Below are 13,053 nucleotides of genomic sequence, written 5' to 3'. Positions count from 1 at the left end.
GTCAGGGGGTGGGTTCGCTGTAGGCGTCGAGGACTCGGAGGAAGAGGTCTACACGGTAGGAGCGGAGGGCCGGGTTGTCGGGTTCGAGGAGGCATTGGGTTTGGGTGCCGTCGTGGACGGCTACCAGGGCGCGGGTCAGGGCGGCGGGGTCGGGGACGTGGCGGCCGTTGCGGCGCATGAGGGTGACCATGACCGGGATGAGGGCGGCGCCGATGGCTTCCTCGCGGGCCACCATCACCTCGCGCAGGTCGGGATTGCGCAGGGCGTGGGCGGTGAATTCGGAGGTGATGCGGAACCACTTGTCGTCCACCGGGACTGCGGACAGGACCTGTTCGATGGCTCGACGCGGATCGCCTTCCACGGCGCCCGGCGCGTCGAGTACCGCCGCCACCTCGGTGAGCATGCTCGCCGACCGCTGCTCCCACATGGCGAGGAACAGCTCCTCGAGCGAGGTGAAGTTCGAATAGAACGCGCCCCGCGTGAATCCGGCCCGCTCACAGACCTGTTCGACCGAGCACCGCCCGAACCCCTCCTCGGCGAAGGCCTCGAAGGCCGCGTCCAGCAGCCGCTGCCGGGTCTCGGCCCGTCCGCGCCGCACCCGCACACCCCCGGTCGCGCCGTTCGCGATCACGCCTTCTGGATCGGATTCGCCATCACCCCTGCTCACGACCGCATCGTATCCGGTGCGGCGGACTCACCACCCGTGAGCGGGAGGCCGGCGGCGCGGGCGGCGTCGCGCAGGACCTGTTCGAGCATGGCCGGGGTCAGGCGGCCGGTGAAGGTGTTCTGCTGGGAGGGGTGGTAGGTCCCGAACAGGTGGAGGGGAGCGCGATCGGGGCGGGCGGGGGAGAGTTCGAAGTGTGCGCCGTGGCCGAATTTGGGCCTGGGTTTGGGTACGGCCCAGCCGGATTCGGCCAGGGCGGGCAGCAGCGCCTGCCAGCCCCAGCCGCCGAGCACCACGATCGAACGGAGGGTCGGGGCGAGCAGGCCCAGTTCGGTGATCAGCCAGTGGCGGCAGTTGTCGCGTTCGGCAGGCGTCGGCTTGTTGTCGGGCGGGGCGCAGTGCACCGGGGCGGTCATGCGGGTACCGAGCAGCCGGAGTCCGTCGTCGGCGGACACGCTGGTGGGCTGATTGGCCAGCCCGGCGGCGTACATGCAGGCGACGAGCACATCCGCGCTGCGGTCGCCGGTGAACATGCGCCCGGTGCGATTACCGCCGTGCGCGGCGGGCGCGAGCCCGACGATCAGCACCCGGGCGTCGGCCGGACCGAAGGCGGGAACCGGCTTGCCCCAGTAATTCTCGTCACTGAACGCGGCCCGTTTCTCGTGCGCGACCCGCTCTCGCCAGGCCACCAGCCGGGGGCAGGCGCGGCACGCGGTAAGTTCCGCGTCGAGCTGGGCAATTGTGCGGCACACGAGAAAATTCAAGCGCATCACGGGACGAACCGGGCGGCGACGCGGCGATGTCATGTCCCGGCCGAGCGATCCGGCGCGCGAGGCATACTGATCGCCGGTAGCCGAGAGTTAGCGATCTGGAAGGGAACCGGCCACGCAATGAGTGATCTCGTCGAACTCGGCACCGCCGTGGACGCGGCGCAGAGCGCGGGAAACCTGGTGGGCGTGTTCGCATTCGGACTGTCGGGCGCGCTGCTGGCGGTGCGGCGCCGCTTCGATGTGGTCGGCATCGGCGTCCTGGCCATCGCGACCGCCACCGGCGGCGGTGTCATTCGCGATCTGGTCATCGGCCGCACCCCGCCGGTCGCCTTCGAGGACCTCTCCTACGGCGGGGTCGCGCTGCTCTCGGCGGTCCTCATCTTCTTCTGGCATCCCCCGGTGCGCGTGGTCCGCACCCCGCTGATGGTCGCCGACGCCATCGGCCTCGGCATCTTCTGCGTGACCGGCACGGTCAGCGCCTTCCAGCACGGCATGTCGGCCACCTCGGCGGCGGCGCTGGGGTTGGTCACGGCGGTCGGCGGCGGTGTCATCCGCGACGTGCTGGCCGGTGTCACCCCGAGCGTGCTGTCCGACGGCGAGCTCTACGCGGTCCCCGCCCTGCTCGGTTCCGCGGTCACCGCGACCCTGCTGCACTACGGCGAATACACCTACTGGACAGGCGCTTTGGCAGGCGCGGGCGCGGTGGCCCTGCGCCTGATCGCCATGCTCAGGCACTGGCACGCCCCCATGGCCCGCCCGCATCGACGCCGTCGCGACGACAGCCCCTCCGTCTGATTCGCCCGGTCTCGGGCCCCGGCGTGTTGCGAAACAACGCCGCTGCTCGTGTCGCCGAGCACGCCCCGGGGTGATTGATAGCATGGCGAAGGCTTGGCCGACTGGCTGTGAAACACACCTCGAGAGAGTTCCTTACCAATGCAGTTCGAGATCGTCGAGCGGGACGAGACGTGGGTGGCCGGGTTGCCGGTCCGCAGTCCGAAACGTGCCCTCGGTGAACTGCGCGACCATGATCTGGAGGTGGCCTGGGCCGCCGTCCTGCATCAGGAACTCGGCGGCCCGCTGGCCTCGGCCTACACCGACTACGCGGCCGAACTCGGGACCTACAACACCCAGATCGTCGGCTACCAGTGCCGTTCCCTGGCCGAGGTGACCCGCGGTCACCTGGTGGCCCGCCTGCCCCGCGGCACCTACGCCCGCTTCTCCTCGGTCGGCAACTTCCCGCAGGTCATGACCGATCTGTGGACCCAGATCGCGTACGCCGAGGAGCACAAGCAGATCAAGCGCATCCACACCGGCGACTTCGAGACCTACCCGCACGCCTACAAGATCGACCTCTACCTGGCGGTCGAGCCGTCATGACCTATTCGATCGTGGTGCGGCCGGGCGGCGTCTACGGCGGCCTGGTGGTCCCGCGCGTGCGCCCCAGCTTCAAGGTCTCCAACAGCGAGCTCATCGAGTTCCTCCGCGACCGCCTGCGCGACCGCGCCGGCATCGACCGCCCCCTGGCCACCGTCTACGTCCCAGACCCCGCCGGCAACTACAACGTCCTGGTCTCCTACGAATACCCCGACCCGGACGACGTCCCCGTAGGCGACGTCCTCATCCGCGTCCCCAAGGGCGTCTACGCCCGCTTCCGCCCCAACGGCGACTACCACGATCCGGCCGAGGACGTCTGGGCCCAGGTCGACGACGCCACCGCCTCCGCGGAGATCACTCGCGCCTACCGTGAAGAGATCGAGATCTGGTCCGGCCCCACCGAACTGGAGCTCTTCATCTCGATCTTGGCGTGATAGCGGGAAGTTAACTATATGGAAACAGACCAGTCTTTTGGTTGATTTTCATAACCGATAGCAATGGTCTGACCTGGGTGATTTTCTGCACTCGCATCCGGGTTTCAGGCCGTTTGCCAGATGTCTGGACAATTGTGTTTGGGTGACTGATACTCCTCTACGTGCCTGCGCCGGGCCGGTCGATGCATGGCCGTATCGGGTAAGGACTCGGGAAGTCGCGCGAATCTCGCGTAGCAACGGAGTAGGAACTTGTATGGCAGTCGAAGCGACCACGACGGTCCAGAATGGGCAGTGGGCGGGAGGCGGCCCCGGGTACCGCGACGAGCGATCCGGATGCACGTTCCTCATCTGCACCCCGCGGTCGCACCCTGAGCTCTGGCGGCAGTTCATGGCCGGGGCCCTGCGGTCCTACCGGCGCTTCGACGTCGAAGACGCCCTGGCCTACGACGCGGCGATCGACGGCCGCTCGACCACCGTCTTCGTCACCGCGTTCGACGAATCCGGCCAGATGCTCGGCGGAACCCGCATCCAGGGTCCCTATCGACATGTCGACGAGTCGCACGCGGTCACCGAGTGGGCCGGGCGGGCCGGTGAGCCGGCGATCAGGAAGCTGATCGCCGACCGGATTCCCGAAGGCCTGGTCGAATTCAAATCGGCCTGGGTCGAACATGATTCCGAGCACCGCATCGCGGTGCGAGAGGGCCTGGCCCGCAGCGCCATCCACGTCCCGCGCCTGCTCGGCGCCCGGTACGCGTTGAGCACCGCGGCCGACAGTGTCGCCGAGAGCTGGCGGGTCAGCGGCGGCAGCGTGGTCTGGTGGGTCCCGGCGGTGCCGTATCCGAACGATCGGTACCGAACCGTGGCGCTGCTGTGGGATACGCACACGTTCCGCAAACACGCTGTCGAATCCCAGCTTCCGCTGCTCGAGTCCGAGTGGTCTGTGCTCTCGACCCAAGCGGGTGTGATGCCCCGAGCGGGAGGACCGGCGTAGGCATGAGCGGCGAGTCCGTCGCGCCCGATGCGTATCGGCCGCGACTACTGAACGAGTCCGATCCCGACGATGCCGCGCTGCTGGCAGAGCTGCGCGCCGACCCGCGCGTCGAGGTTCGCGATCTGCGACCGGCCCTGCGCGCCGAGTTCGAGACTCTGCTGGCGCCACCGGAATCGGCGGAAGGTCCGGAAGCGGATCGCTGGGCGTACTACCCGTGGCGCGCGTCCGTGGTCGGCCTCCCCGGACCGGAACTGTTTCGCACGCTTCGCCTGGACCGCAATCGGAATAAGCTGACACGAACCGAACAAAAGAGCCTGGCAACGCAGACAATTGGTGTGATCGGGCAAAGTGTCGGGCATGCCATCGCGCACACCCTTGCCCTGGAAGGCATCTGCGGCCGAATTCGCCTGGCCGATTTCGACGAGGTCGAACTCAGCAATCTGAATCGGTTGCCGGGCACAGTGTTCGATATCGGTGTCAACAAAGCGGTGGTCAGTGCCCGCCGGATTGCTGAGCTCGACCCGTATCTCCCGGTCGAGGTATTCGCCGACGGTCTGACCGATGACAATATGGATCGGTTCCTCGACGGCATGTCCGTCGTCGTCGAGGTGTGTGATTCGCTCGATATCAAGCTCGCCGTGCGGGAGGCCGCCCGGCGCCGACGGATACCGCTGCTGATGGAGACCAGCGATCGCGGGCTGCTCGACGTGGAACGCTACGACCTCGAACCGGATCGCCGGCCCTTCCACGGGCTCATGGGCGATGTCACCACCGCCGAACTGCGCGGGCTCTCGACCCGGGAGAAGTCGGCCTACGGTATTCGAATCGTCGACGGCAGCAAGCTTTCCGACAGCATGGCGGCCAGCCTGATGGAGGTCGGCCGCACCTTGAACAGCTGGCCCCAGCTGGGCGGCGACGTGCAACTCGGCGGCGCGACGATCGCGGCCGCGGTCCGGCGGATCGGGCTCGGCCGCAAGCTCCCCTCCGGGCAAACGCGGGTCGATCTCGACGAACGGCTGGACGCGCTGGCCGAGCCGGTGCCGCCCACCCTGGTGTGGCCGGTCGATCCGACCCCCGAAACCGTGCCGGACGATGGCGTGGCGGCGATATTGACGGCGGCACAGCGTGCACCGTCGGGCGGCAACGCACAACCCTGGAACCTGTCCGGCACGGCCGACACGATCACGATCGCGCTGGCGCCGGAACGCAGTTCGCTCATGGATATCGGCTACCGTGCCAGCGCACTCTCGGTCGGCGCGGCGCTGTACAACGCCCGTGCCGCGGCCGCCGCGCTGGGTTTGCTCGGTGCGAGTGAGATACGGACCGACGGCGCTACGCCATTGACCGCGGTCCTGCATCTGGCCGGCGGTCGGGATGCCGTCCTGGCGGCCGACTATCCGGTTGTGTTGGACCGCCACACCAACCGCAATTTCGGTGACGGTGCGCCAATGCCCGACGCGGTGCTGGACGCGCTCGGTGCGGCGGCGCTCGGCGCCGGCGGTGCGCTGCGCGCGATCACCGATAGCGCCGATATCGACGCGGCGGCGATGGTCTTCGCCGAATCCGATCGGGTGCGCTATCTGACACCGGGTCTACATGCCGAGATGTTCGCCGAATTGCGTTGGCCCGGTTCGGATCTGCGCAGCGGACTGGATCTGCGGACCCTCGGGCTGATGCCCGGTCAAGTGGGCACCCTGCAGGTGCTGCGCCGACCGGAGGTGATGGCACGGGTGCGCGCTTTCGAGGGCGGATCGTCGCTCGGGGAGCCGACCCGGGCCCAACTGCTGTCCGCTTCGGCCCTCGTCGCGGTGACCTTTCCGGCGCCGGACGCGGAGTCCGCCGAACTCGTCGCGTACGCACACGCGGGTGCCGCATTACAGCGGGTCTGGATCGAGGCGGAACGGCATGGCCTCGCGGTTCATCCGATTTCTCCGGTATTCCTGTTCGCTCGACACCACGAAGAGCTGGAGAAGGTTTCCCCGGAGTTCGCCGATACACTAACGTCACTTCAGGGTCGATTACTGAACCTGCTGGGAGTGCCCGCCAACGAAACCGTGGCTCTGGTGCTGCGATTGAGTCATGCACCGGGGGTGACGCATCGGAGTGGGCGGTTCCCGGTGCCGGACATCGCCCCGCGCGGCTAGTGCGATCGGAGACAGAGTGCCTCGTCGAACACTCGACTCGCTGGTGACTCAGGTCGCCGCCGAGTTGATGGGGGTCGACGCCACCACGATGGTGGCGGCGAGTGAGCGCGTGCTGTCCTGGCTGGTCGAGCACTTCGACGTCGACTTCTGCTATCTCCGGCACACCGATGCCGACCGGCGGGCCTCGATCCTGGTCGCGGAGTGGCCGCATCGGCCGCCGCTGGATCCCGATCCACTGCGTGTCATCTATTTCGACGAACAGTCCGATGGCGTGTTCGCCCAGCTGGAACACCGCATCGAGCCGATGATCGTGCGGCCCAACCCGGACAACGCCGACTATCAGCGCTCGATCGAGCAGTCGGCCGGTATCTCCGAGGTCTCCATGGCCGCGGTCCCGCTGGTTTCGCGTGACGCGCCGACCGGGGTGCTCGGCTTCATCAAGAAGGGCGACCGCGAGTGGAGCACGCGGGAACTCAACGTACTCAAGGCGATTGCCGCACTGTTCGCCCAGTTGCAGGCCCGGGTGGTGGCCGAGGAGCGGTTGCGGTTCATCGCCATGCACGACGATCTGACCGGGCTGGCGAACCGGCGGGCGCTGCTGGAACACATGGAGGATCGGCTCAGACCAGGGTGCGCGGGGCCGGTCGCGACCTTCTTCCTGGATTTGGATCGGCTCAAGGCGCTCAATGATTTTCTCGGGCATACCGCCGGGGACAATTTCATTCGTACGCTCGCCACCCGGTTACAGGAGAACCTGGACGCTGGCGATGTTATCGCGCGGTTGGGTGGGGATGAGTTTGTGATCGTGCCTGCCAAGCCGATGGATGCGGCGGCGGCGGAGCGGGAGGCTACGCGGATTCAGCAGTTGATTGCGCGGCGGGTGACCGTTGGGGAGGAGACTGTCAGTCGCGGGGCGAGTGTTGGTGTGGCGCTGGGGATTCCGGGGGAGACGACGGTCGCGGATGTGTTGCGGCGGGCGGATCATGCGCTGTTGTCGGCGAAGTCGAGTGGTGGGAATGGTGTCGCGGTGTTCACCGATGCCATGCGGGCGCAGTTCGAGTTGCAGGATGACGTGGAGTTGAACCTGCGCGGGGCGGTGTCGGACGGGTCGCTGGTTTTGCACTATCAGCCCGAGGTGGATTTGCGGACCGGGCGGGTGGTGGCGCTGGAAGCGCTTGTGCGGTGGCAGCATCCGACCCGGGGGCTATTGCCGCCCGGGGCGTTCGTGGGGGTGGCCGAGGCGACGAATTTGGCGGGGGAGTTGGGGCGCTGGGTGATTCGGTCGGCGGCGGAGCAGTTCGCTGGTTGGCGGCGGCGGGGGCTGGCGTCGAATGTGGTTATTCGCATCAATGTTTCGCCGGTGCAGTTGGTGAGTCTGGACTTCGTGGAGACCATGGAGGGGATTCTGCGGCGGTACGGGATCGACGGGTCGTCGGTGTGCCTGGAGATCACCGAACATGTTGTGGTGCAGGATCTTGCGCGGACACAGGTGACGTTGCGCGGGCTCAAGCGGATGGGTGTGCAGATCGCCATCGACGACTTCGGGACGGGGTACTCGTTGCTGTCGCATCTCAAGGCGTTGCCGGTGGACGCGGTGAAGATCGACCGGGGGTTCGTGCAGCGGCTGGGTGCCAGCGCCGACGACCTGGCGATCGTGAAATCGATTGTGGGGCTGGCGGGTTCGTTCGGGCTCGGAGTGGTGGGCGAAGGGGTGGAGACCACCGTGGCGGCACGCACGCTGGTGGCGCTGGGTTGCTATCGCGCGCAGGGCTTCCTGATCGCGCGGCCGATGCCGGCCGAGGAGGTCGAGGAGCATCTGGCGGCGGGGCGGATCGCCCTGGATCTGGATCTGCCGGGAACCAGCCGTTCGGTCCTGCCCGGCCCGTCCTGACATCGATCCCCTAACTTTCCCGGGCGCGGCGCGGAATCCGGGTTTGGAGCGCGTGTGCCCAGGAAAATAGGGGCGTAACGGGTACTCGCCCGACTCGCGAACAATAGTGTTCGCGTAGTAGCGTGCGGTCTGACAAGGCTGTCAAATTCGAGGATGGATCCGGCGTGCGTGATCATGGCCTGAGCGGCAAGAAGACCCTGATAACCGGCGCGGCGAGCGGCATCGGCCGGGCCACGGCGCTGGCCGCCGCCCGCAAGGGCGCCCGGCTGGTGCTCACCGACGTGAACTCCGACGGGCTGGACGCGACCGTCGAATCCATTCGTTCCGGCGGCGGCACCGTCGAGGTGGCGGTGGCCCTCGATATCAGCGATTACGACGCCGTCACCGCCTTCGCCGAGAAGGTGCACGAGCAGATCGGCTCGCTCGATGTGGTCATGAACGTCGCGGGCATCTCCACCTGGGGCACGGTGGAGAACCTGGAGCACCGGCACTGGAAGCGCCTGATCGACGTGAACCTCATGGGTCCCATCCACGTCATCGAGAACTTCATCCCGCCCATGATCGAGGCGAAACGCGGTGGCGCGCTGGTGAACGTCTCCTCCGCCGCCGGGCTGCTCGCCTTCCCCTGGCACGCCGCCTACAGCGCCAGCAAGTTCGGCCTGCGCGGCGTCTCGGACGTGCTGCGCTTCGATCTGGAGCGCCACGGCATCAAGGTGCACCTGGTGGTCCCGGGCGCGGTCGACACGCCGCTGGTGCAGACCGTGGACGTGGTGGGCGTGGATCGCGACGATCCGCGAATCCAGGCCTGGATCAAGCGCTTCCGCCGTCATGCCAAGTCCCCGGACGAGGTGGCGGAGGCGATTCTCAAGGGCGTCGAGAAGGGCACCTACCTGATCCACACCCAGTTCGACATCCGCTTCGGCTACTGGTGGGCCCGCAAGTTCGCCTGGCCGTACGAGTTCGCCATGCGCCGCGCGAACGATCTGTTCACCACGTTCCTGCCCCGAGAGGAGCGGGTTCCCGTCAACGGCACGCCGGAGTGAACTAGGCGTGGTCGGGAGCACAGGCCCCCGGCTTCTTGCAGTTCTCGGCCGCGTGCGTGTCCAGCACCCGCGCGCCCGGCCCCTCGTCGCCCAGATGGTCGTGCGCGTTGAAGATCTTGCACACGCCCAGCGACAGGCAGCCGCAGCCGATGCATCCGGTCAGGTTGTCGCGCAGCCGGATCAGCTGTTCGATGCGGTCGTCGAGATCCTCGCGCCAGGTGGTGGACAGCGTCTCCCAGTCCCGCCGGGTGGGGTTGCGGCCGTCGGGCAGATTGTCGAGGGCGCGGCGGATCTCGGCCAGCGGAATGCCGACACGCTGTGAGATGCGGATGAATGCCACCCGGCGCAGGGTTTCCCGGGGATAGCGGCGTTGATTGCCACTGGTTCGGCGGGCTGTGATCAAGCCCTCACGTTCGTAGAAATGCAAGGCGGACACCGAAACTCCGGCCCGCTGGGCCAGCTGACCGGGGGTCAGCTCCTTCGCCTGCCACGACGCGGTCTGCATACCTGAACATTACTCCAGGTTTTTCGCGGGTGCGAATTGCATGCCTTCCGGGGCGCGGGGAACTACCGTCGTGTCATGGGAACAAAGGCCGCACCCACGGCGCGACCGTTTTCCGTGACCTCGGAGGTCGGCGCACTGCGCACGGTGCTGTTGCACCGCCCTGGCGACGAGCTGCGCCGGCTCACCCCGCGCAATAACGACCAGCTGCTCTTCGATGCCATTCCGTGGGTCGAGCGCGCGCAGCAGGAGCACGACATCTTCGCCGGGGTGTTGCGCGGACGCGGGGTGGAGGTGCTGCTGCTGGCCGATGTGCTGACCGAAACCATCAAGGCCAGCGGGGCCGCGCGAATTCAGGGCATTTCGGGCGCGGTGGACGCGCGGCGGCTGGGTCACGTGCTCGCCGACGAGCTCGCCGCGTACCTGCGCGGGGTGCCCGCCGAGGAGCTCGCGCAGATCCTCATGTCCGGCATGACATTCGACGAACTACCCTTCGGCCCGGACGCCACCTCGCTGGTGCGGCGCATGCACCACGGGCACGACTTCGTCATCGACCCGCTGCCGAATCTGCTGTTCACGCGCGATTCCTCGTTCTGGATCGGCCCGCGGGTGGCCATCACCTCGCTGGCGCTGCCCGCCCGTGCGCGCGAAACCTCGCTCACCGACCTGATTTACGCCTTCCATCCCCGCTTCCTGGGCGTGCGGCGCGCCTACGAATCGCACACCGCCCCCATCGAGGGCGGCGACGTGCTGCTGCTGTCGAAGGGCGTGGTGGCGGTCGGGGTGGGCGAGCGCACCACGGCGGCGGGCGCGGAAGCCTTGGCGCGCAGCCTGTTCGAGGACGATCTGGCGCACACGGTGCTCGTCGTGCCGATCGCGCAGACCCGTGCGACCATGCATCTCGACACCGTCTGCACCATGGTGGACGTCGACGCGGTGGTCATGTATCCGGCCATCCAGGATGAGTTGTGCGCCTTCACCATTCGCAAGGAGGACGGGGGCGGAGTGAACATCTCCGGCCCGGACCCTTTCCTGCGCGTGGCGGCCGAGGCCATGGGCATCGGCAAGCTGCGGGTGGTCGACACGGGGCTCGACGGTGTCACCGCCGAACGGGAGCAGTGGGACGACGGCAACAACACCCTCGCCCTGGCCCCCGGTGTGGTGGTGGCCTACGAACGCAATGAGAACACCAATGCGCGGCTCGAAGACGCCGGAATCGAGGTGCTGCGCATCCCCGGCTCCGAGTTGGGTTCCGGCCGAGGCGGTCCGCGCTGCCTGTCCTGCCCGCTCTCGCGTGACGAGGTGTGATGAAGCCATGCTGGACATCCCGGTCGACCACCACTCGACGGTCCCGCCCTATGAGCAACTGCGCCAGGGCATCATCGCCCGGGTGCGGTCCGGCGAGCTGGCCGCCGGGACCAAGATCCCCACGGTCCGGGCGCTGGCGGCCACGCTGAAGCTGGCTCCGAACACGGTGGCGCGCGCCTACCGTGAGCTGGAGCAGGACGGCGTGCTCGAAACCCGCGGGCGGCTGGGATCTTTCATCGCCTCCTCCGGCGATCCGACCCGGGATCTGGCGGGGCGGGCGGCGACGGAGTACGTCGCGGTGATCCGTCGGCTGGGCCTCGATGACGACGCGGCGGTGCGGTACCTGCATGCCGCGCTCGGCGAAACCCGAACGGTCAGTTAGCCGTCAGCGCCAGCTGGGCAGCCACAAATGGTCATGCCAGCTGCCCGGCGTAATCGGCATCGCTGTCAGAATCGGCCACAGCCAGATGAAATTCGCGATGACCAGCGCCAGGTAGAGGCAGACCAGTAAGAGCCCCAAGCCTTGTCGCTCACTGGGCGGTACGAAGTGCTGCCAGCCCGGTGCCCCCGAGAGCCGCCTCCCGCTGGGCGGGGCGTGGCCGAGGATGTCGCCGAGCGTCAGCGCCACACCCATGGCCAGGAACGGCGCGAGCGGCACGGCGTAGAAGAAGTACATCTGCCGGTCCAGATCCAGGAACCAGGGCAGGATGCCCGCGCCGTAGCCGACCAGCACGGCGGCGTAGCGCCAGTCGCGGCGCACCGCGCTGCGCCAGATGGCCCAGGCGAGCATGGGGAAGCAGACCCACCACAGCGCCGGGGTGCCGATCGCCATGACGGCCTTCACGCAGGAGGCCTGGCCGCAGCCGGTGACATTGGTGTCGGCGTAGTAGTAGAGCATCGGCCGCAAACCCATGAACCAGGTCCACGGCTTGGATTCCCACGGATGGTGATTGCCCGCGGAATTGGTGAGCTCCTTGTGGAAGGTGAGCACCTCGCCGCCGTAGTACCAGAGTCCGCGCAGCGCGCTCGGCACCCAGGAGAAGTCGCCGCCGCGCCCGACCCGGACCCCGACCGCGTACCGGTCGTAGCTGGTCTCGCTGGCGAACCAGCCCCAGAACGAGGCCAGGTACACGAGGACGGGAATCACGCACAGCGCGTAGATCGTCGGCCCGAGGTCGCGGACCGCGAGTCCCGCCCACGGCCGCCGCACCCGGTAGCCGCGCCGGGCCGACAGGTCGAAGGCCAGGGCCAGCGCGGTGAAGCCGATGATCCAGTACGCGCCCGACCATTTGGTGCCGCAGGCCAGCCCGAGCAGCACGCCCGCGCCGAACCGCCACCAGCGCACGCCGAACCGCGGTCCGTATTCGCTGTCGTCGATGCGGCCCTCGGCGGCGACGCGGGCGATTCTGGCCCGGACGTCGTCGCGGTCCACGACCAGGCAGCCGAAGGCCGCGGTCACGAACAGGGCCTGGAAGATGTCGAGCATGCCGATGCGCGAGGACACGAAGGTGAGCCCATCGCAGATCAGCAGGATGCCCGCGAACGCGCCGATCAGCGTGGAGCGGGTCATGCGCCGCACGATGCGAATCGTCAACAGCACGATCAGGGTTCCGGAGATGGCCGCGGTGAACCGCCAGCCCCACGGGGTGTACCCGAAGATGGCCTCCCCGAGCGCGATCATGTCCTTGCCGACCGGCGGATGCACCACCAACCCGTATCCCGGGTTGTCCTCCACCCCGCCATTGGTCAGCACCTGCCACCCCTGCGGCGCGTAGTGCTTCTCGTCGAAGACGGGCGTGTGCAGATCCGTCGGATAGTTCAACAGCAGGAATCGGGTAATGGCCGCGATCCCCGTCAGCACCAACGTGACCACCCACCCCCGAGCCCAATCCGTCGGCCCGAAATCGGGTGAGGGCACCAGCGGAGCCGGAC

General features: G+C 67.8%; 13 protein-coding genes. 9 read left to right on the top strand and 4 right to left on the bottom strand.

Features of this window, described 5'->3' with window-relative positions; all coding sequences use genetic code 11:
• Position 1: 1 nt before the first annotated feature.
• Both ACAM49_RS33750 and ACAM49_RS33745 read right to left on the bottom strand, forming a co-directional pair.
• Positions 2-598: a TetR/AcrR family transcriptional regulator gene (locus ACAM49_RS33750; protein WP_369639599.1), complete on the bottom strand. Its 597-nt coding sequence runs from the start codon at positions 596-598 to the stop codon at positions 2-4.
• A gap of 65 nt (positions 599-663) precedes the next feature.
• Complete coding sequence (locus ACAM49_RS33745) at positions 664-1,434, bottom strand: uracil-DNA glycosylase (protein ID WP_369639597.1); 771 nt, start codon at positions 1,432-1,434, stop codon at positions 664-666.
• Between the two features lie 120 nt (positions 1,435-1,554).
• Between ACAM49_RS33745 and ACAM49_RS33740 the strand changes: the two genes are divergently transcribed.
• The 7 genes from ACAM49_RS33740 (at position 1,555) to ACAM49_RS33710 (ending at position 9,311) form a co-directional block, all read left to right on the top strand.
• Positions 1,555-2,229 carry a trimeric intracellular cation channel family protein gene (locus ACAM49_RS33740; RefSeq protein WP_369639596.1) on the top strand — a complete coding sequence of 225 codons (675 nt, stop codon included), beginning with the start codon at positions 1,555-1,557 and terminating at the stop codon, positions 2,227-2,229.
• A gap of 138 nt (positions 2,230-2,367) precedes the next feature.
• Complete coding sequence (locus ACAM49_RS33735; RefSeq protein WP_040812708.1) at positions 2,368-2,811, top strand: GyrI-like domain-containing protein; 444 nt, start codon at positions 2,368-2,370, stop codon at positions 2,809-2,811.
• Positions 2,808-3,242 (top strand): effector binding domain-containing protein, encoded by a 435-nt coding sequence (locus tag ACAM49_RS33730; protein ID WP_369639595.1) that lies wholly within the window; start codon positions 2,808-2,810, stop codon positions 3,240-3,242. The genes ACAM49_RS33735 and ACAM49_RS33730 overlap by 4 nt, the downstream gene beginning before the upstream one ends.
• A 253-nt stretch (positions 3,243-3,495) precedes the next feature.
• The gene (locus ACAM49_RS33725; protein ID WP_369639594.1) at positions 3,496-4,233 is read left to right on the top strand and encodes a hypothetical protein; all 738 of its coding nucleotides are present in this window, start codon (positions 3,496-3,498) and stop codon (positions 4,231-4,233) included.
• Between the two features lie 2 nt (positions 4,234-4,235).
• Entirely contained in the window at positions 4,236-6,377 is a 2,142-nt protein-coding gene (locus tag ACAM49_RS33720; RefSeq protein WP_369639593.1) for an Rv1355c family protein, read from the top strand.
• 67 nt (positions 6,378-6,444) lie between these two features.
• Positions 6,445-8,268, top strand: coding sequence for a putative bifunctional diguanylate cyclase/phosphodiesterase (locus ACAM49_RS33715; RefSeq protein WP_369639598.1), 1,824 nt, complete (start codon positions 6,445-6,447; stop codon positions 8,266-8,268).
• Between the two features lie 164 nt (positions 8,269-8,432).
• Positions 8,433-9,311: an SDR family oxidoreductase gene (locus ACAM49_RS33710; protein WP_369639592.1), complete on the top strand. Its 879-nt coding sequence runs from the start codon at positions 8,433-8,435 to the stop codon at positions 9,309-9,311.
• A 1-nt stretch (position 9,312) separates the two neighbouring features.
• On the opposite strand, the gene soxR is transcribed toward ACAM49_RS33710, so the two are convergent.
• On the bottom strand, positions 9,313-9,816 hold the full coding sequence (gene soxR / locus ACAM49_RS33705; RefSeq protein WP_369639591.1) for a redox-sensitive transcriptional activator SoxR: 504 nt from the start codon (positions 9,814-9,816) through the stop codon (positions 9,313-9,315).
• Between the two features lie 75 nt (positions 9,817-9,891).
• Between soxR and arcA the strand changes: the two genes are divergently transcribed.
• Both arcA and ACAM49_RS33695 read left to right on the top strand, forming a co-directional pair.
• A complete protein-coding gene (gene arcA, locus ACAM49_RS33700) occupies positions 9,892-11,121 on the top strand; it encodes an arginine deiminase (RefSeq protein WP_369639590.1) in 1,230 nt (409 codons plus the stop codon).
• A gap of 7 nt (positions 11,122-11,128) precedes the next feature.
• Positions 11,129-11,503 carry a GntR family transcriptional regulator gene (locus ACAM49_RS33695; RefSeq protein WP_040812701.1) on the top strand — a complete coding sequence of 125 codons (375 nt, stop codon included), beginning with the start codon at positions 11,129-11,131 and terminating at the stop codon, positions 11,501-11,503.
• Positions 11,504-11,506: 3 nt separating this feature from the next.
• Here the strand turns inward: ACAM49_RS33695 and ACAM49_RS33690 are convergent.
• On the bottom strand, positions 11,507-13,053 hold a 1,547-nt coding region (locus ACAM49_RS33690; protein ID WP_369639589.1), incomplete at its 5' end, for a dolichyl-phosphate-mannose--protein mannosyltransferase.

The sequence above is a fragment of the Nocardia sp. JMUB6875 genome (assembly GCF_041154655.1).
Lineage (GTDB): Bacteria > Actinomycetota > Actinomycetes > Mycobacteriales > Mycobacteriaceae > Nocardia.
The sequence above is the reverse complement of the archived record's forward strand: the minus strand, read 5'-3'. Positions and strand labels throughout refer to the sequence as shown.